This window comes from Actinocorallia libanotica (genome assembly GCF_039525175.1).
Taxonomy (GTDB): Bacteria; Actinomycetota; Actinomycetes; order Streptosporangiales; family Streptosporangiaceae; genus Actinocorallia; species Actinocorallia libanotica.
The window spans coordinates 1-19,456 of the sequence record NZ_BAAAHH010000004.1 but is presented as its reverse complement, the minus strand read 5'-3'; the positions used below and the strand labels follow the sequence as shown (position 1 = coordinate 19,456).

The 19,456-nt window shown below is 73.3% G+C and carries 16 protein-coding genes; 1 reads left to right on the top strand and 15 read right to left on the bottom strand.

The window, feature by feature from the left end; genetic code table 11:
* Positions 1–76: 76 nt before the first annotated feature.
* The 9 genes from ABD140_RS06925 to ABD140_RS06885 form a co-directional block, all read right to left on the bottom strand.
* Positions 77–1,525 (bottom strand): phytoene desaturase family protein, encoded by a 1,449-nt coding sequence (locus tag ABD140_RS06925; RefSeq protein WP_344237961.1) that lies wholly within the window; start codon positions 1,523–1,525, stop codon positions 77–79.
* Positions 1,518–2,288: a carotenoid biosynthesis protein gene (locus ABD140_RS06920; RefSeq protein ID WP_344237959.1), complete on the bottom strand. Its 771-nt coding sequence runs from the start codon at positions 2,286–2,288 to the stop codon at positions 1,518–1,520. Before ABD140_RS06920 ends, ABD140_RS06925 begins: the two co-directional genes overlap by 8 nt.
* Before the next feature lie 104 nt (positions 2,289–2,392).
* Positions 2,393–3,400 carry a galactofuranose ABC transporter, permease protein YjfF gene (yjfF, locus tag ABD140_RS06915; RefSeq protein WP_344237957.1) on the bottom strand — a complete coding sequence of 336 codons (1,008 nt, stop codon included), beginning with the start codon at positions 3,398–3,400 and terminating at the stop codon, positions 2,393–2,395.
* Positions 3,397–4,425, bottom strand: coding sequence for an ABC transporter permease (locus ABD140_RS06910; RefSeq protein ID WP_344237955.1), 1,029 nt, complete (start codon positions 4,423–4,425; stop codon positions 3,397–3,399). The genes yjfF and ABD140_RS06910 overlap by 4 nt, the downstream gene beginning before the upstream one ends.
* Positions 4,422–5,933 (bottom strand): sugar ABC transporter ATP-binding protein, encoded by a 1,512-nt coding sequence (locus tag ABD140_RS06905; protein WP_344237952.1) that lies wholly within the window; start codon positions 5,931–5,933, stop codon positions 4,422–4,424. Before ABD140_RS06905 ends, ABD140_RS06910 begins: the two co-directional genes overlap by 4 nt.
* 58 nt (positions 5,934–5,991) lie before the next feature.
* Positions 5,992–6,960, bottom strand: coding sequence for an ABC transporter substrate-binding protein (locus ABD140_RS06900; RefSeq protein ID WP_344237950.1), 969 nt, complete (start codon positions 6,958–6,960; stop codon positions 5,992–5,994).
* Positions 6,961–7,023: 63 nt separating this feature from the next.
* Positions 7,024–8,520, bottom strand: a complete 1,497-nt coding sequence (araA, locus tag ABD140_RS06895; protein ID WP_344237948.1) for an L-arabinose isomerase — start codon at positions 8,518–8,520, stop codon at positions 7,024–7,026.
* A gap of 26 nt (positions 8,521–8,546) precedes the next feature.
* The gene (locus ABD140_RS06890) at positions 8,547–9,203 is read right to left on the bottom strand and encodes an L-ribulose-5-phosphate 4-epimerase (RefSeq protein WP_344237946.1); all 657 of its coding nucleotides are present in this window, start codon (positions 9,201–9,203) and stop codon (positions 8,547–8,549) included.
* A gap of 67 nt (positions 9,204–9,270) precedes the next feature.
* Entirely contained in the window at positions 9,271–10,311 is a 1,041-nt protein-coding gene (locus ABD140_RS06885) for a LacI family DNA-binding transcriptional regulator (RefSeq protein ID WP_344237944.1), read from the bottom strand.
* A 159-nt stretch (positions 10,312–10,470) separates the two neighbouring features.
* On the opposite strand from ABD140_RS06885, the gene araB reads away from it, so the two are divergent.
* A complete protein-coding gene (gene araB, locus ABD140_RS06880; RefSeq protein ID WP_344237942.1) occupies positions 10,471–12,126 on the top strand; it encodes a ribulokinase in 1,656 nt (551 codons plus the stop codon).
* Here the strand turns inward: araB and ABD140_RS06875 are convergent.
* The 6 genes from ABD140_RS06875 to ABD140_RS06850 form a co-directional block, all read right to left on the bottom strand.
* Complete coding sequence (locus ABD140_RS06875) at positions 12,113–13,159, bottom strand: FecCD family ABC transporter permease (protein WP_344237940.1); 1,047 nt, start codon at positions 13,157–13,159, stop codon at positions 12,113–12,115. The two genes, araB and ABD140_RS06875, sit on opposite strands and share 14 nt — an antisense overlap.
* On the bottom strand, positions 13,156–14,151 hold the full coding sequence (locus ABD140_RS06870; RefSeq protein ID WP_344237938.1) for a FecCD family ABC transporter permease: 996 nt from the start codon (positions 14,149–14,151) through the stop codon (positions 13,156–13,158). Before ABD140_RS06870 ends, ABD140_RS06875 begins: the two co-directional genes overlap by 4 nt.
* A gap of 43 nt (positions 14,152–14,194) precedes the next feature.
* Complete coding sequence (locus tag ABD140_RS06865; RefSeq protein ID WP_344237936.1) at positions 14,195–15,907, bottom strand: ABC transporter ATP-binding protein; 1,713 nt, start codon at positions 15,905–15,907, stop codon at positions 14,195–14,197.
* Entirely contained in the window at positions 15,895–17,601 is a 1,707-nt protein-coding gene (locus ABD140_RS06860; protein WP_344237934.1) for an ABC transporter ATP-binding protein, read from the bottom strand. Before ABD140_RS06860 ends, ABD140_RS06865 begins: the two co-directional genes overlap by 13 nt.
* Positions 17,598–17,807, bottom strand: coding sequence for an MbtH family protein (locus ABD140_RS06855; protein ID WP_344237932.1), 210 nt, complete (start codon positions 17,805–17,807; stop codon positions 17,598–17,600). The genes ABD140_RS06860 and ABD140_RS06855 overlap by 4 nt, the downstream gene beginning before the upstream one ends.
* On the bottom strand, positions 17,804–19,456 hold a 1,653-nt coding region (locus ABD140_RS06850), incomplete at its 5' end, for a thioesterase domain-containing protein (RefSeq protein ID WP_344237930.1). The genes ABD140_RS06855 and ABD140_RS06850, both read right to left, overlap by 4 nt.

Here is a 19,456-nt window from a genome sequence, read left to right as displayed (position 1 = left end):
GCCCGCCCCCCCCGCCACACCCCCGCGGCGCCCCCCGCCTGCGCGGCGGTGACCGGCGAGACGCCCCGCGGCGGCCTCACCCGGACCGTCCCGCACGCGGGAAGTCCTCGCCGACCAGGGAGGCGACGATGCGGCCGCCCATCGCGACCAGGGGCAGGCCGCCGCCGGGATGGACCGAGCCGCCCACCAGGTACAGGCCTCGCCGGGGGCCGCGGTTTCCGGGCCGGCGCAGCGGCGCCATCGGCCCGTCGTAGGCGGGGCCGTAGATCGCGCCGGTCCAGCCGCCATAGCGTTCGCGCAGGTCGGCGGGAGTGAAGATCTCCACGAACCTGAGCCGTCCCGCCAGGTCGTGGCCGCGGGCGGCGAGCCGGTCCAGCACCAGGTCCCGGTAGGACTCGGGGCGCATCGGCCAGCGGGCGGGGTCGTGCGCGGGGACGTTGACCAGCATCGTCCAGTTCTCCGTGCCGGCGGGCGCCTGGGAGGCGTCGTCCACGGCGGAGCAGCCGATGTAGATGGTCGGGTCCGCGGGCGGGCGCCCGCGTTTGAAGATGTCGGTGAACTCCATGCGCTGGTCGGCGGAGAAGGTGACCGTGTGGTGCGCCAGGCCCTCGGTGCGGCCCTCCACACCGGCCAGCAGCAGGAACGCCGACGAGGACGGGGTGAGGGTGTCGGCGCGGCGCAGCCGCCGGCGGTCCGGCAGCAGCCGCGCGTACAGCACCGCCGCGTCGGTGTTGGCGACGACGACGTCCGCGTGCACGGTCTCGCCGCCCGCCAGCTGCACACCGCGGACCTTCTCCTCGTCGGCGAGGATCGCGTCGACCTCGGCGGAGAGGTGGACCTCGACCCCCGCCTCCTTCAGCAGCGCCGCCAGGTCCTCGGCCAGGCGCGGCAGCCCTCCGGGGACGTACCAGCCGCCCTGGTCGTGCTCGAGCGCCGGGATGCAGCCCAGCGCGGCGGGCGCCCGGTAGGGGTTCGATCCGGCGTAGGTGGCGTAGCGGCCGACGTACTGCCGCATCCTGGGGTCGCGGAAGTACTTGCGCGCCAGTCCGGCGAGCGTCCGTCCCGGTGCGACCGCCAGCACGTCGGAGATCTTGGCTCCGGCCCGCGGCCGGCCGAACAGCGGGCCGGAGAAGAACGTGCGCTGCGAGGCGTCCATGCAGCCGCGCGCCCACTGGTGGAAGGCGCGCCAGCGTTCTCCTTCGCCGGGCGCGAGCCGCTCCACCTCGGCGGCCATCCGCGCGGGGTCCCTGTGGGCGGGCAGCCATGAGCCGTCGGCGAAGCGGTAGTTGCAGAGCAGTTCGGGCTCCACGAGTTCGCGGGTGATTCCGAGGTCGGCGAAGACCTCGGGGAAGGTCAGCAGCGAAGGGCCCAGGGAGAAGGTGAAGCCGTCGCGCCGGTACTCGGCGAGCTTGCCGCCCAGGTTCGGCAGGCGCTCGTACAGGCGGACCTCGTGTCCTTGCCTCGCCAGGAGCAGCGCCGCGACCATGCCGCCCACGCCCCCGCCGACCACGACCGCCTCAGCCACGGCCGCCTCCGCTCCAGCGCTTCCATGCCAGTACCGTGAAGACGCCCATGGCGGTTCCTCCTGTCAGCGCGACCCATGGATCCGGGGGATCGAAGACCGCCGCGAAACCGATGGTCTCCATGACGGCCATGACCGTGTACAGGCCGACCAGGCCGGTGGCACCGGAGGCGCTCCGCCCGACGATGGTGTGGATCACCGCCATCACCACCGCCGACACCAGCAGCCAGCCCGCGAAGTTGCTCGACGGGACGTCCCGGTAGACCCCGTCCCCGGCCCACGACCACGCGCCCAGGCGCAGCATCTGCGGATCGAGGAACAGGTCCCACGCGGTCAGCGCGAGCGCGCCCGTCGCCACCCGCACCGCTCCCCCGCCCGGCGCGACCGCGTACGCGGCCAGCCCCATCCCCGCCCACGCCAGCGCCACGAGCACCGGGACGCCGCCGATCTGCGGCCACAGGACGTCCGTGTACGCGTAGTCGCCGAACGGGAACCCCGTCCTCGTCCCGACCCATTCCGCCACGAGGCCCACGCCCGCCACGGCGAGGAACGCCGCGAGAGCGGTGCTCCAGGACGCCGCCGCGGCGGTGAGCGCCACCGCGCTTCCCGCCAGCAGCAGGACGACCAGTCCGACCAGTCCGACCGACTCCGGGTTCAGCCCCGAAGCGACCTGCGCGGCCACCATTCCCGCCAGCAGCACCGCGCCCAGGCCGCCGGTCCTCTGCCGCACCGGCCACGCGGTGGCGACGATCCGTATCTCTCCCACCTCATGGACCGTAATAAGCCCTTGTTAAAGAGCTCCGCGCCCGCGCCCCCGCCCGGGTACACGAGACGGAAAAGAAGATCACTTCTCTCGGGGCGGGGGCTGGTTCACACCGCGCGAGGCCCTCGGCGGGTGCCGATGAGGCGCTGGAGGGCGATGAACCCGAAGAGGAGGACGCCGATGGCGATCCGGGTCCACCAGGAGCTGAGGGTCCCCTCGAAGCTGAGGATGGTCTTGATGACGCCCAGGACGAGCACGCCGAGCACGCTGCCGATGAGGTAGCCGGACCCCCCGGTGAGCACGGTGCCGCCGATGACGACGGCGGCGATGGCGTCCAGCTCCATGCCGATGGCGTGGGTGGGGTCGCCGGAGAGGGTGTACAGCGCGAAGAGGACGCCGCCGAGCGCCGAGCAGAATCCGCTGATCGCGTAGACCTGGATCTTGGTGCGGCCCGCGGGCAGCCCCATCAGCACCGATGACTGCTCGCTGCCGCCGACCGCATAGACGTTGCGGCCGGCGCGCGTCCACTGCAGCGTGTAGAGCGCGACGACGACCACCGCCAGGGCGATGACCGAACCGTAGGACAGGCGCAGGCCCCCGGGCAGGGTGAGGGAGTTGAGCGCGACCGCGTCGAAGAGCGCGTCGTCGATGGAGACCTGGTTCTCGCTGATGGTCAGGCACACGCCGCGGGCGAGGAACATGCCCGCGAGCGTGGCGATGAACGGCTGGATCTCGAAGGCGTGGATCATGTACCCCATCACCGCGCCGAACCCCGTGCCGATGAGCAGGACGAGCAGGACGACCAGCGGCGCGGGCAGTCCGAGCCGCATGGTCCCGATCGCGCACAGCATGCCCGACAGGGCGACGACCGAGCCGACCGACAGGTCGATGCCCCCGGTGAGGATCACGAACGTCATGCCGACGGCGACGACGATGAGGAAGGCGTTGTCGATGAACAGGTCGAGGAAGACCTGGCCGGTGCCGAAGTTCTCGTAGCGCAGCGCACCGGTGAGGAAGGCCAGCAGGAACAGTCCGAGGGTGACCAGGACGGGCACATGCCTGCTCCGGAGGGCGAACGGCGCCCTGCGTGCGAGGCCGGAGAGGGCGGTGGTCATGCGGTGACCTCCTGCTCGGCAGAAGCGGACGCGGGGAGCGCCGGCGGTCTGCGGCGGAACTTGGCGCGGAAGGCCGGGGACTGGAGCAGGCACACGACCGTCACGACGGCGGCCGAGAACACGAGCGTCGTGCGCGGCGGGATGCCCGCGGTGTAGATGGTGGTGTCGAGCGTCTGGATGATCAGGGCTCCGACCACGGTGCCGCTCAGGGAGAACCGGCCGCCGGTCAGGGCCGTGCCGCCCAGGACGACGGCGAGGATGGCGTCGAGCTCGATCCACAGGCCGGCCTGGTTGCCGTCCGCCGACAGCGTGTTGGAGCTGATCATCAGTCCGGCGATCCCGGCGCACAGCCCGCAGAACACGTAGGCGAGCACGATCAGCCCCGACGAGCGGATGCCGACCAGCCGGGAGGCCTCGGCGTTGCCGCCGACCGACTCCAGCAGCAGGCCGAGCGCGGTCCGCCGGGTCAGCAGCAGGGTGGCGGCCAGCGCCGCCGCGACGAGCAGGATCGAGAACGGAAGGCCCAGCCAGTAGCCGCCGCCGATCATCTTGTAGGCGCCGCTGTCGACGGTGATGATCTGGCCGCCGGTGATGAGCTGGGCGATGCCCCGTCCGGCGACCATGAGGATGAGCGTGGCGATGATCGGCTGGATGCCCAGCCGCGTCACCAGCAGCCCGTTCCACAGGCCCAGCAGCAGGGACGCGCCGACCGCCGCCGGCAGCGCGACGATCAGGCCGTGCCCGCCGGCGATCAGGTGGCAGGCGAGCGCGCCGCTGATGGCGACGGTCGCGCCCACCGACAGGTCGATGCCGCCGGTGGCGATCACCACGGTCATGCCGAGCGCGACGAGGATCAGCGGGGCGCCGAACAGCAGGATGTCGATGAGGCTGCCGTACAGGTGCCCCTCCCTGATCCGCAGGGACAGGAATCCGGGGGTGAAGGCCACGTTGGCCAGGAGCAGGACGACCCAGACCGCGACCGGCCAGAAGAGCGTGTGCCTGGTGAGTGCTGCGACGCGGTTCATCGGTCCGCGGCTCCGTTCGCGATGGTCTGCAGGATGCGTTCGGGGGTGAGGGTGCCGTCGTTGGCGAGTTCGGTCACCAGCCGGCGGTCGCGCAGCACCTCGACCTTGTGGGAGATGCGCAGGACCTCCTCCAGCTCGGCCGAGATGAACACCACGCCCATGCCCCCGCCCGCCAGGGAGACGACGAGCCGCTGGATCTCGGTCTTGGCGCCGATGTCGATGCCGCGGGTCGGCTCGTCCAGGATGAGCAGCTTCGGCCGCGTGATGAGCCACCGGGCCAGCAGCACCTTCTGCTGGTTGCCGCCCGAGAGGTTCTTCACCAGGGCGTGGGGGTGCGGCGGGTGGATGCGCAGCGCCTTGATGTACTCCTCGACGAGCTCCTGGCGCCGCCTCGGGCCGAGCGGCCTGGTCCAGCCGCGCGCGGCCTGCAGCGCGAGGATGATGTTCTCCTCGACGGTCAGGTCCATGACCAGCCCGTCCCCCTTGCGGTCCTCGGGGCAGAACGCCACGCCCCTCTCGATCGCCGCCCGCGGCGTCCTCAGGGAGACCACCTCGTCGCCGCAGCGCACGCGGCCGCTGTCGGCGCCGTCCGCGCCGAAGATCAGCCGGGCCAGCTCCGAGCGGCCCGAACCGAGCAGCCCGGCCAGGCCGACGACCTCTCCGGCGTACAGGTCGAGGTCCACGGGGGCGATGGCGCCGGAGCGGCCGACCCCCTCGAGCGCGAACAGCCGCTCGCCCCTGACCGCCTCCGGGGACTCCTCGTCGAGTTCCTCCAGCGCGGCCAGCTCCTGCCCGGTCATCTTGGCGACCAGCTCGAAGCGGCTCAGCTCGCCGATCGGGTACTCGCCGACGAGCCTGCCGCCCCGCAGCACGGTCACCCGGTCGCAGATCTCGTAGATCTGCTCCAGGAAGTGCGAGACGAAGAGGATCGCCACGCCGTCCTCCTTGAGGCGGCGCATCACGGCGAACAGCCGGGCGACCTCGCCCCGGTCGAGGCTGGAGGTCGGCTCGTCCAGGATGAGGACCTTGGCCTCCAGGTCCACCGCGCGCACGATGGCCACCAGCTGCTGGACGGCCAGGGAGTGGGAACCGAGCTGCGCGGTGACGTCGAGGTCGAGGTCGAGGCGGGCCAGCAGCTCCGCGGAGCGCCGCCGCACGGTCTTCCAGTCGATGCGGCCGAACCGGCGCGGCTCGCGGCCGATGAAGATGTTCTCCGCCACCGACAGGTTGGGGCAGAGGTTGACCTCCTGGTAGACGGTGCTGATGCCGAGCCGCTGGGCGTGCAGCGGGCCCTTGGTCACCGCCTTCGCGCCGTCGATGACCACGGTCCCGGCGTCCGCCTCGTAGACGCCGGTCAGAACCTTGATCAGGGTGGACTTCCCGGCGCCGTTCTCGCCCATCAGGGCGTGCACCTCGCCGGGGAGCAGCCGGAAGGCCACGTCGTCGAGCGCCTGGACGCCGGGGAAACCCTTGGAGATGCCGGACACCTCCAGGACGGGCCGTGTCATGCCGTCCTCCTCCTCGTGGGCCCGCCGCGGCCGGTCGCGGCCGCGGCGGGCGGCCGGATCAGTACTGGCGGGTGGGGAGGGCCTCCTTGGCGGCGGCCTGGTCGAAGACGGTCTCGACGGTGACGATGCGCTTGTCCACGTCCTCGCCGGCGTCGATCTTCTTCGCGACGTCCATGAGCTGGTCGCCCAGCAGCGGGCTGCACTCGACGATGAAGTTGAACCTGCCGTCGGCCAGCGCCTGCATGCCGTCCTTGACGGCGTCGATCGTGACGATCTTGATGTCCTCGCCCGGCTTGAGCCCGGCCTCCTCGACCGCCTGCATCGCGCCCAGGCCCATGTCGTCGTTGTGCGCGAACAGCACGTCGATGTCCTTGTGCGCCTTGAGCAGCGCCTGCATGACCTCCTTGCCCTTGGCGCGGGTGAAGTCGCCGGACTGGGAGGCGATGACCTTGAGGTTCGGGTTCGCGCCGATGACCTCCTCGAAGCCCTTCTTGCGGTCGATCGCCGGCGCGGAGCCGACGGTGCCCTCGAGCTGGACGATGTTCACCGGGTCGGCTCCGTCCTTGTACTGGTCGACCAGCCACTGGCCGGCCTTGCGGCCCTCCTCCACGAAGTCCGAGCCGAGGAAGGTCACGTACAGGGAGGGGTCGGAGTCCACGGCGCGGTCGGTGAGGACGACCGGGATGTCCGCGGCCTTGGCCTCCTTGAGGACGGCGTCCCAGCCGGTCACCACGACCGGGGAGAAGCCGATGACGTCGACCTTCTGCTTGATGAACGAGCGGATCGCCGCGATCTGGTTCTCCTGCTTCTGCTGGGCGTCGGAGAACTTCAGCTCGATCCCGGCCTTCTTCGCCGAGTCCTGGATCGACTTGGTGTTCGCGGTGCGCCAGCCGCTCTCCGCGCCGACCTGGGAGAAGCCGAGCGTGATCGAGCCCTCGGAGTCCGAGCCGGAGTCCGATCCGCAGGCGGTGAGCGCGGTCAGGGCCAGCGACGCGCCGGCCGCCAGGGCGATGAGCCTTCTGAACATGGTGACCTTCTTCTTTCGGGGGGAGGGCCCGGCGTGCCGGGCGAAAGGGAGGGGAAGGACGGATCAGAACCCCTGGGCCAGGCGGTGGTAGGCCTGGTTCCAGCGGATCTCCTTGGTGAACTGCCGCAGATCGGTGCCGGCGTCGATGGTCAGGAGCTCCACGCCGAGCATCTCGGCGAGGTCGCCGAGCTCCTCCGCGCCCAGGGCGGCGGTGAGCACCGTGTGGTGGGGGGCTCCCGCGGTGAGCCAGGCCTCGGCCGAGGTGGCCAGGTCGGGCAGCGGCCGCCACACCGCGCGGGCGACCGGCAGGCTCGGCAGGGGTTCCAGCGGCGGGACGATCTCGATCTCGTTGGCCACCAGGCGGAACCGCTCGCCCATGTCGGCCAGGCCGACGACGTGGGCGGGCCCGGGCGCGGCGTCGAAGACGAGCCGTACCGGGTCCTCCCGGCCCCCGATGCCCAGAGGGTGGATCTCCAGGGACGGGCGGGCGTCGGCGATGCTCGGGCAGACCTCCAGCATGTGCGCGCCCAGGACGACCTGCTGTCCCGGGGACAGGTGGTAGGTGTAGTCCTCCATGAAGGAGGTGCCGCCCTCGAGGTCGGCGGCGGCGGCCTTGAGGGTGCGCAGCAGGGCGGCGGTCTTCCAGTCGCCCTCGCCGCCGAAGCCGTGGCCGTCGGCCATCAGCCGCTGGACGGCCAGGCCGGGCAGCTGCCGCAGCCCGCCCAGGTCCTCGAAGTTGGTGGTGAACGCGCCGAAGCCGCCCTCGTCCAGGAACGTGCGCAGACCCAGCTCGATGCGGGCGCCGTAGCGCAGCGACTCGTGCCGCTCCCCGCCGCGCCGCAGCTCGGGCGCGACGGTGTAGGTGTCCTCGTACTCGGTGACCAGCCCGTCGATCTCCGCGTCGCCGGCGGCGTCGACCGCCTCGACCAGGTCGTTGACGCCGTAGGTGTTGACGCTGACGCCGAAGCGGAGCTGGGCTTCGACCTTGTCGCCCTCGGTGACGGCGACGTCGCGCATGTTGTCGCCGAAGCGGGCCAGGCGCAGCGTGCGCAGCTCGGCGGCGCCGGTGGCCGCCCGCATCCAGGCCGCCACCCGGACGCGCACCGACGGGTCCGAGACGTGGCCCGCCACGGTCTTGCGGGCCACGCCCAGACGGGTCTGGATGAACCCGAACTCCCGGTCGCCGTGGGCGGCCTGGTTGAGGTTCATGAAGTCCATGTCGATCGTGCCCCACGGCAGGCCGACGTTCGCCTGGGTGTGCAGGTGCAGCAGGGGCTTGGCCAGGGCGTCCATGCCGGCGATCCACATCTTCGCCGGGGAGAAGGTGTGCATCCAGGCGATCAGCCCGACGCAGGAGTCGTCGGCGTTGGCCTCCAGGCACACCCGGCGGATCGCGGCGGCGTCGGTCAGGACCGGGAGCCACTTCACCCGCGCCGGCAGGCCGTCGCCGAGCCGTTCGGCGATGGCCTGGGACTGCTCGGCGACCTGCCGCAGCGTGTCCTCGCCGTACAGCCCTTGGCTGCCGGTCAGGAACCACACCTCACGGTCGGTGGAACTCATCGGGGATCTCCTGGGAATGGTGACGTTCACTGGCCGTAGGCGTTCTGGTAGCGGTCGTACAAGGCGTCGACATGGCTCTGCTCCATGGGCAGGGGCTCACCGAGCTGGCGGGACAGGTGGACGGTGCGGGCGACGTCCTCGCACATCACCGCCGCCTTCACCGCCGAGCGGGGGGCGCCGCCGATGGTGAAGACCCCGTGGTTGCGCATCAGCACGGCCGGGCTGCGGTGACCGGCGAGCGTGTCGACGACACCTTTGCCGATGTCCGCGCCACCTATCAAGGCAAACGGTCCGACCGGGATCTCACCGCCGAATTCGTCGGCCATCGCGGTCAGTACGCAGGGAATCGGCTCGTCGCGTGCCGCCCAGGCCGTGGCGTAGGCGGAGTGGGTGTGCACCACTCCCCCGACGTCCGGGCGGTGCCGGTAGACGTAGGCGTGGGCGAACACGTCGCTGGAGGGCTTGAGCCCGTCGCCGACCGGGCGGCCGTCCAGGTCGCACAGGACCATGGCCTCGGGGGTCAGGGCGTCGTAGGGCACGCCGCTGGGCTTGATCAGGAAGTGCCCGTCGCCGGTCCTGGCCGAGACGTTGCCGGCCGTCCAGACGACCAGCGCCGCCTCGACCAGGACCTGGTGCAGATCCGCGAGCTCCTTCCTGAGCTGCGCGTATGCGTCCTCTGTCATATCGACCTCATAATGTTAGCGATAACATTCCGGGGGTGGAGAGGCGAGGAGGCCCTCGCCCGGGCGGTCAGCGGGATGCGCCGGTGCTCTCCCTGACGACGAGTTCGGGCTCCACGATGCGGCGCGGGCCCGAGCCCCCGTCCGAGCCGTCGCCGATGCGGTCGAGCATCAGGGCGAAGGCGCTGGTGCCCACCTCGCCGAAGTTCTGGTGGACGGTGGTGAGCGGGGGTGAGAAGTAGGGGGACTCGGGGACGTCGTCGAAACCGACGACGCTCACGTCCTCGGGGACCCGGCGGCCCGCCTCGCGCAGCGCGCGCAGCAGGCCCAGGGCCATGGCGTCGTTGGCGGCGAACACCGCGGTGACGGACGGGTCCCGGGCGAGCCGCTGGCCCAGCCGGTAGCCGGACCGGGCGGACCAGTCGCCCACCAGGACCTCGGGCGCCGCACGTCCCGCCTCCTCCAGGGTCGCCCGCCAGCCGGCCGCCCGGCCGTTGGCGTCGACCCAGCTGGCCGGCCCCGACAGGTGCCAGACGGTCTCGTGGCCCAGGCTGAGCAGGTGGCGGACGGCCCGGACCGCGCCCAGGCGCTGGTCGACCGAGGCCAGCGGGAAGGGCAGGTGCTCGGCCGCGCCGACCACCACCAGGGGCAGCTCGGGAGGCAGGTCGCGCAGTCCCTCGGCGGCCGACTCGTGCGGCGCCACGATGATGACGCCGTCGACGTTCTGGCCGCGCAGCCGGTCCACGCCCTCGCCGATCGTCCTGCGGTTGAGCTCGCTGAGGCTGACGATGCTGATCAGGTAGTCGTGCGCGCGGGCGGCGCGCTCGATCCCGTACAGGGTCGAGGCGGGGCCGTAGAGCGTGGTGTCGAAGCTGACCACGCCCAGCACCCCGGACCGGCCGGTCGCCAGGACGCGCGCGGCGAGGTTGGGCCGGTAGTCCAGTTCCCGCATCGCCGCCAGCACGCGGGACCGCGTCGCCGGCCGCACCCGCTCGGGGCTGTTGAGCACCCGGGAGACCGTCATGGCCGAGACGCCGGCGAGTTCGGCCACGTCCTCCATGACCGCCGAACGCCGGTCGCCGGGGCGCCCCCCGTTCCTGCCCTCGTCCACTCCCGCCCCCTTCCTTCTGTGGCGTGTGTCACGAATGTTTGCGCTAACCGATTCTGCTGTCAACCCTTCGCCTCCTTCGTAACGAGAAAAGTCAGCATTGACGGACTGGTTTGGTAACGCTAACAATCAGGGCTCACCCCAGCCGCAAGGAGGACACCGGTGAACCAGCGGGTAGTGATCGGCGTGGACTTCGGCACGCTGTCGGGCCGGGCCGTCGTGGTCGCGGTGGAGGACGGCTCCGAGCTGGGGAGCGCGGTGCTGGAGTATCCGCACGCGGTCCTCGAGAAGCGCCTGCCGTCCGGTGCCCCGCTCGGCGACGCCTGGGCGCTGCAGGTGCCGCAGGACTGGCGCGAGGTGCTGCGCCGCACGATCCCGGCGGCCCTCGCGGACGCCGGGGCCGCCCCGGACCAGGTCATCGGGATCGGCACCGACTTCACCGCCTGCACCGTCCTGCCCGCCGCGGCCGACGGCACGCCGCTGTGCGAGCTCGACGGCTGGGCGGACCGGCCGCACGCCTACCCCAAGCTGTGGAAGCACCACGCCGCCCAGGGGCAGGCGGACCGGATCAACGCCCTGGCCGCCGAGCGCGGCGAGCCCTGGCTGCCCCGCTACGGCGGGAGGATCTCCAGCGAATGGCAGTTCGCCAAGGCCCTGCAGGTGTTGGAAGAGGACCCGGAGGCGTTCGACCGCGCCGATCGCTGGATCGAGGCCGCCGACTGGATCGTCTGGCAGCTGTGCGGTCGGGAGACCCGCAACCTGTGCACCGCCGGATACAAGGGCATCCACCAGGACGGATACCCCTCGCCGGAGTACCTCGAAGCGCTGCGCCCCGGCTTCTCGAAGCTGCTGGCCAAGCTGGAGCACCCGCTCAGCGCGATGGGCGAGGAGGCCGGCGGGCTCAGCGCCGCCGGCGCCGCGCTCACCGGCCTGCCCGAAGGGATCTCCGTCGCGGTCGGCAACGTCGACGCGCACGTCACCGCGGTCGCCGCCCGCGCGGTCGAGCCCGGACAGATGCTCGCGGTCATGGGCACCAGCACCTGCCACGTGATGAACTCCGCCGTGCTCGGCGAGGTCCCCGGCATGTGCGGCGTCGTCAAGGACGGCATCGTCCCCGGGCTGTGGGGATACGAGGCCGGCCAGTCCGGGGTCGGCGACGTCTTCGCCTGGTTCCTGCGCTGCGGGCTGCCGCCGGAGTACCTGGCCGAGATGAACGAGCGCGGCATCGGCGGGCACGAACTGCTCACCGAGAAAGCCGCCCGCCAGGAGGTCGGCGAGCACGGACTCGTCGCGCTGGACTGGCACAACGGCAACCGCTCGGTCCTGGTCGACCACGACCTGTCCGGCGTGCTGGTCGGCGCCACGCTGGCCACCCGCCCCGAGGAGATCTACCGCGCCCTGCTCGAGGCCACCGCCTTCGGCACCCGCACCATCATCGACGCCTTCGAGAGGGCCGGCGTCGCCGTCGGTGAGCTGATCGTCGCGGGCGGACTGCTGCGCAGCCCGTTCCTCATGCAGATCTACGCCGACATCACCCGCCGCCCCCTGAGCGTCAGCGCCTCCCCCCAGGGGCCCGCCCTCGGCTCGGCCGTCCACGCCGCCGTGGCCGCAGGCGCGTACCCCGACGTGCAGGCGGCGTCGGCCGCCATGGGCAAGGTGCGCCGCAACGCCTACCTGCCCGACCCGCGGCGGGCCGATGCCTACGACGCCCTCTACGCCGTCTACACCGAACTCCACGACCACTTCGGCCGGGAGACCGACGCGCTCCACCGGCTGCGGCGGATCCGCACCGCCTCCCGCCCCGTCAGTAGGAGGTGACGCGGGAGCGGCGGAAGAGGAGGAAGCAGAGGTAGACGCCGCCCACCGCGCCCGTCATGACGCCCACCGGCAGGATGGTGGGCGCCAGGACGCGCTGCGCCAGCAGGTCGCTGACGGTCAGGAGCAGGGCGCCCGCCAGCGCGGAGGCCAGCACGTTGGGGCCGGGCGAGCGGGTGAGGAAGCGGGCCAGCGGCGGGGCGGTCAGCGCGATGAAGGCGACGGGGCCCGCGGTGGCGGTCGCGACCGCGGTGAGGCCGACGGCGACGGCCATCACCGCGAGCCTGGCGCGCCGCACGCGGACCCCGAGCGCCCGGGCGGTGTCGTCGCCCAGCTCCATGATGCGCAGGTCGTCCACGAGCAGGACCAGCAGGAGGCCCAGGGGCAGCAGGGCCGCCGTGAGCGGGACGAAGTGCTCCCAGCCCCGGGCGTTGAGGCTGCCCACCAGCCACGCGGACGCGCTCTGCGCCGCGTTCACCGAGGCGCGGCTGAGGAGGTAGGCGTTCAGCGCCTCCAGCATCGCGCTCATGCCGATGCCGACGAGGATCAGCTGGGTGCCCTGCGCCGCCCCGGTGCCGCGCATCGCCAGGAGGTACACCGCCAGCGCCGTGGCCAGGCCGCCGCCGACCGCGCCCGTCGCGATGGTGAGGGTGCTCCCGCCGAACACCAGGATGACCAGGATGCCGCCGGACGCCGATCCCACGGTGAAGCCCACGACGTCGGGACTGCCCAGGGGGTTGCGGGTGAGGGTCTGGAACACCGCGCCCGCCATGCCGAGGGCGGCGCCGACCGCGCAGCCGACGAGCAGCCGGGGCAGCCGCAGCTCCAGCACCACGAACTGCGCGCCGGGCGGCCCCGCCCCGTTCAGGGTGTCGATCACCTCGCGGGGCGTCAGCCCGAAGTCGCCGGTGCCCAGGGCGTAGACGGCGACGCAGCCGAGCGCCGCCAACAGGAGCAGGCCCGCCAGCGGGCCGCGGGTGCGAAAGCGCAGCCGCCACATCCGCCACATGCGGCCGGCCACGGCCACCGCGGTCACAGGCCCGCCGTCCGGCGGCGGCGCACCAGCGCGATGAAGACGGGCGCGCCGACGAACGCGGTGACGACGCCGGCCTCCAGCTCGCCGGGCCGGGCGATGACGCGGCCGACGATGTCGGCGGCGAGGAGGATGACGGGGGCGCAGATCATGGACAAGGGGAGAATCCAGCGTTGGTTGGGTCCGGTGAACAGCCGGACGGCGTGCGGGACCATCAGGCCGAGGAACGTGATCGGCCCGGCCACCGCCGTCGCCGCCCCGCACAGGAGGGTGATGGAGACGATGGCCAGGACGCGGGTGCGCGCGGGGCTGTCGCCCAGGGCCTGGCTGGTGTCGTCGCCCAGCGCGAGCGCGTCCAGGCGCCCGCTGATCGCCAGCCCGACGAGCGCGCCGGCGGCGAGGAAGGGGACGGCCAGCAGGATCTCGCCGGGGTCGGTGACGGCCAGCGAGCCCACCATCCAGAACCGCAGCTGGTCCGCCGAGTCGGTGTCGATCAGGCGGACGGCGGAGGTGAAGCCGATCAGGACCGCGCTCACCGCCATCCCCGCCAGGACGAGCTGGACGGGATTGGTCTTCCCGGTGGTCCCGCCGCGGCCCAGCGTGTAGACGAGCACCGTGGCCAGGCCCGCGCCCAGGATGGCGAACGCGGCGTTCTGCACGGTGCCCGCCAGCGGCAGGAACAGTCCGGTGGCGCCGACCGCCGCCGCGGCGCCGGCGTTGACGCCCAGCAGCCCGGGGTCGGCGAGCGGGTTGCGGCTGAGCGCCTGCATGAGCGCGCCGGCCAGGCCGAGCGCGGCGCCGACCGCGATGCCCAGGAGGGTGCGCGGGATGCGGCGCTCCCACACGACGATCGCGTCGTCGGTGCCGTCGCGGTGGAGGAGGACCTGCCAGACGTCCGGCAGCGGGATGGACTTGGCGCCGACCGCGACGCTCAGGACGGCGGTGGCCGCCAGCAGCGCGATCAGGACCAGGAGTCCGGTGGTGCGACGTGTCATCGTTCCGAACCGTCGTAGGGATGGGGGTGGGGGTCGTGGCTTCTCATGGTCGAACGGCTGTTCCCTCGGATCGGACGGTCCCGTCGGCCACCCGCACGGTGCGGGGCAGCAGCGCCACGGTCTCGGGCCGGTGCGCGATGACGATCAGGGTGCGCTCGGCGCACAGCTCGGCCAGCGCCCGCTCCACCCAGCCCGCGATCTCCGGGTCGACGTCGGCGGTCGCCTCGTCGAGCACCAGCACCGCCGGGTCGATGAGCGCGGCGCGCAGCAGACCCACGATCTGGCGCTCCCCGGCCGACAGCCGCTCGCCGCGCACGCCGGTCCCGGTGGCCAGCCCGGCGGGCAGGCCGGCGACCCAGGGGCCGAGGCCGAGCCGCTCGACGGCCCCGGCGACGGCCTCCTCGCCGGGGAGGCCCGGCACCAGGGCGAGGTTGTCGGCGATCGTGCCGGTGATGATGTGCACGTCCTGGGGGACGAGGGCGATGAGGCGGCTCAGCTCCTCTCCCGGCAGCTCGCGCAGGTCGGTCCCGCAGTAGGTGACGCGGCCGCGGTCGGGCGGGTACAGCCCGGCGACGACCTTGCCGAGGGTGGTCTTGCCCGACCCGGTGGCGCCCACGACGGCCACCCGCTCCCCCGGCGGGAACGCCAGGTCCACCGACCTCAGCACCTCGGTGCCGTCCAGGTAGGAGTAGCCGACGCCCTCCAGGACGAGTTCGCCGCGCGGCGGGAGCCGCTTCGCCGAGCCGCCGCCGCGCGCCGCCGGCTCGGCGCCGGGCGACTCCAGCAGGTCCAGCAGCCGGGCCAGTCCGGTGCGGGCCACCTGGAACTCCCCGACGAGCTGTGCGGCGTCGCCGATCCCGTCGAAGAGCGTCCGGCTGGCCAGCACGAACACCACGACGGTGCCGACGGTGACATGCCCCTCGATCGCCAGCCAGGCGCCCAGGCCCAGCAGCACCGCCTGGGCGAGTCCCTCGATGAGGCTGACGCCCTCGACGCGGACCTCGGCCCAGGACGTGCGCCGGGTCGCGGCGACCACGTCGTCGTTCTCCCGGCGCACCCGCCGCAGCCAGCCGGGCAGCGCCCCGCTGGTGGCCAGCAGCTCGCGGGCGGTGAGGGTCTCGGTCATCGTCGCGGCGACCGCCGTCTCGGCGGCGGCCTGCCCGCCGAAGACCGCCTCGGCCCGCCGGTGGAAGGACCGCAGCAGGTACAGGGCGGGCGGCACGAACACCACGGCGAGCACGAGCAGGAGGAACCAGGAGTAGACCAGCAGCATGACCGTCGTGAACAGCAGCGTCGCCGCGATCACGACGAGGTTCGGCAGGTCGCGCCGCACGAAGTTCGCCAGCTCCGCCACCTCGCCGGTGGCGCGGCGCAGCAGGTCGCCGGTCCGGTGCGCCTCCAGGAACCGCAGCGGCGCCGCGGCGAGCCGCTCCACCGCCCGCTCCCGCAGGTCGCGCACGACCTTCTCGCCCGCCCGCATCAGCAGCAGCTCGCTGTGACGGGTGAGGAGGATGTGCGCGGCGACGACGGCGAACAGCGCCACGACCGCGGCGGTCAGCGCCGCCCGGTCGCCCGCGGTGATCGCGTCGACGGCGCGGCCCACCAGCGGGGGCAGCGCGACGGCCGCCACCGCGCAGAGCCCGACGACGCCCAGCGTCACGCCCAGTGCGAACCGGTGCGGCCGCAGGTACGGCAGCGTCCGCCGGAAGGTGCCCTTCTCGGACGCCTGCTCGGCCAGCAGGATCACTTCCGCCATGACGCGCCTCCCGTCGGGGTGGTCTCGAGGTCCGCCTCGGACCCGTCCGAGGCGGGAGCGGTGTCCCCCGCCAGGTCGACCACGCGGTCGGCCGCGGCCAGGACGCCCTGCCGGTGGCTGACGAAGACGATCGTCGGCCGGGGGACGCGTTCGCGCAGCTCCGCGACGACCAGGCGCTCGGTGTCCGGGTCGAGGGCGGAGGTGACGTCGTCGAGCAGGAGCACCTCGGCACCGGTCAGCAGCGCGCGGGCCAGGGCCAGGCGCTGGACCTGGCCGCCGGAGAGCGTGGAGCCGCCCTCACCGAGCTCGGTGGCGTAGCCCTCGGGCATCGCCTCGATCTCGGCGTGGACGCGCGCCGTCTCGCAGGCCGCGCGCAGTTCCGCGGGCGTCGCCTCGCGGCCGGGGCACAGGTTGTGCGCGACGGTCCCCGACAGCACCAGGGGTCGTTGCGGCACGTAGGCCACGCGGGAGCGCAGCTCGGCGAGCGCCACGTCCCGCACGTCGGTGCCGCCGAGCAGGACGGCGCCCTCGGCGGGGTCGTCCAGGCGGGCCAGCAGCCGCAGCAGCGTCGACTTGCCGCAGCCGGTCGGGCCGGTGACGGCGACGAACTCGCCGGGGCCGGCCGCCAGGTCGCAGGGGCCCAGGACGGTGTCGCCGTCGTGGCGGACCACCACTCCCTCGGCCGCCAGGGCCGTGCCGCGCGCCTCCTTCGGCTCGGCCGGGTCGGCGACGGACGGGGCCAGGGCGAGGATCTCGGTGATCCGCCCCGCCGCGACCGCGGCGTTCCCCCGGTCGACGAGGCGGTCCACCAGGACCGTCATGGCCAGGGTGAAGATCGTCATCCAGACGGTGAACGCGACGAGGCCGCCGACGGTGATCCGGCCGTCGAGGGCCGCGTGGCCGCCGACCGCCACGCCCGCGGCGATCGCGATCCGGGGGACGGCGGGGCCGAGGGCCGCCCACGCCGAGTGGACGCGCGCCAGCCGCTCGGTCATCACCGTGACCTCGGCGCTGCGTTCGCGGTGCCGCTCCACCAGGACCGGGCCGCCGCCGATGCCGCGGACCGCGGCGCCGGCCGACAGCAGGTCCTCGACGGCGTCGGCCCGGGCGGCGTGCGCGTCCGAGAGGTTCTCCCCCGCCCGCTCGTACGGGCCGGGGAAGGCGATGTTGACGACGGCCAGCAGCGGCACCATCGCCAGCGTCACGCCCAGCATCAGCGGGTCGAGCCCCGCCACGGCCGGGAGCACGATGGCCAGGGTCGTGCCGATGACCGCCCACACGGGCAGCCCGAACACCCACATGCGGATCTGGTCGACGTCGCGGGTGGCGCGCATCGCCAGGTCGCCGTGCCCGTACCCGGCCAGGGCGGCGCGGTCGAGGCCGGCGACGTGGGCGGTGAGCCCGTCGCGCAGCCGCGCCGCGGAGCGCGCCCCGGCCATCTGCGCCTGCCACTGCCAGACCGCGAGGCCGGCGAACTGCAGGGCCGCGAAGGCGCACGCGATCGCGGCCCAGCGCAGCGTGGCCCCGGTGTCGCCGGGGACGATGCCGTCGTCGAGGGCGTGCTGCACGCACCAGGGCAGGGCCAGCAGGGAGCCCTGGCGGAGCACCCCGCTGACCGTGGCCAGGCTCAGCGCCCTCCACTCCCCCGAGACGGCCCGGCGCAGCAGGGCGCGCGCCGCACGGCGATCGGTCACGTCCCGTCCTTCGCCAGGAGGCTCTTGGGGCGCAGGTCGGTCCAGTTCTCCTCGACGTGGGCGACGCACTCGGCGCGCGGGGCCGGGCCGTGGACGGTGGTCCAGCCTCCGGGCACCTCGGCGAACGACGGCCACAGCGAGTGCTGGCCCTCGTCGTTGACCAGGACGAGGAAGACGCCCTCGGCGTCGTCGAACGGGTTGCTCATGGTGCTCCTTCGATCAGGTTCTCGATGATCGGCACGATCCGGGACAGGGGGTCCGGGTCGAGCATGTCGTCGTGGGCGCAGTCCACCCGGTGCTCGGTGACCGGCCCGGTGACGTGCGGCGCCCAGGTGTCCGGGGTGAGGGTGGCGTCGGCGGTCGCGGTGAAGCAGACCGCCGCGCCGTCGAACACCTCGAGGTCCAGCGGGATGGTCAGGGACTCGTGGACGGTCGCGGCGACCCGCCGCAGTGTCCGCTCGTCGAATCCGGACATGGGCCCCTCTCCGGCGAGGATCACCGTGACGGCCTCGTCGAGGGCGGCGGCGGACGCTCCGGCGTGCCCGGCCAGCCGGAGGAGGAACCGCGCCGTGTCGGCCTCGGTGAGGTCGGCCGGGTCGGTCTCGTCCACCGGGTAGGCGTCGAGCAGTGCCAGCAGCGCGACGTCGGCGCCCTCCCGCCGCAGCGCCGTGGCCGTGGCGTGGGCGAGCTGCCCGCCGTAGGACCAGCCCGCCAGGTGGTAGGGACCTTCGGGCTGGACGGCGCGGATGCGCCCTGCGTAGTACGAGCCCAGGTCGCTGATGGCCGCGGCCGGGACGACGGCTCCGCTGAGCCGCGGCGACTGGAGCCCGTACAGCGCGCGCCCGGGTGCCAGGTGCTCGGCGAAACCGGTGTAGGTCCAGCTCAGGCCGGTGGTCGCGGGCAGGCAGAAGAGCGGGGTGCCGGTGCCCTCCCGCAGGGTCAGCACCGGGTCGTAGGGGCCGGTGCCGCGGCCGGGGTCGGCGGGCGCGTCGCCGACCAGCCCGGCGAGGGCGGCGACGGTCGGCGCGGTGAGCACCTGGCCGACGGCGAGCTTCACGCCCAGGACCGTGCGCACGCGGCCGACGAGGCGCATCGCGAGCAGCGAGTGGCCGCCGAGCGCGAAGAAGTCGTCGTCGACGCCCACGCGCTCGACGCCGAGGACCTCGGCGAAGACCGCGCACAGGGTCTCCTCCAGCGGCGTCCGCGGCTCACGGGAGGGCGCGGCGGGCTCGGGATCGGGCAGCGCCGCGCGGTCGAGCTTGCCGTTGACGGTCAGCGGCAGCCGGTCCAGCACCGCGAAGGCGCCGGGGACCATGTGCCGGGGCAGCCGCGCCGCGAGCGCCGCGCGGACCGCGCCGGGATCGACGTCCGCGCCCGCGGCGGGGACGAGGTAGGCGGCGAGCCGCTCGACCCCGTTCCGCTCCCGGACGATGACGGCGGCCTGGGCGATCTCGTGCCGTTCGGCGATCGCGGTCTCGATCTCGCCGAGCTCCACCCGGTAGCCGTTGATCTTGACCTGGTCGTCGGTGCGGCCCAGGTAGTCCAGCAGGCCGTCCGAACGCCACCGGACGAGGTCGCCGGTGCGGTACATGCGCTCACCGGGGGCACCGAAGGGATTGGCGACGAAGCGCTCGGCGGTCAGGCCGGGACGGTCGAGGTAGCCGCGCGCCATGCCGACGCCCTCGATGTACAGCTCGCCCGGGACGCCCACCGGGACGCGGCGCAGCCGCTCGTCCAAGACGTGGGCCCTGGTGTTCCAGATGGGGCGGCCGACCGTGGCGGTCGCGCTGTCGGTGGTGCCGCCCCCGAGGGTGTTGATCGTGTACTCGGTCGGACCGTACAGGTTGTAGCCCAG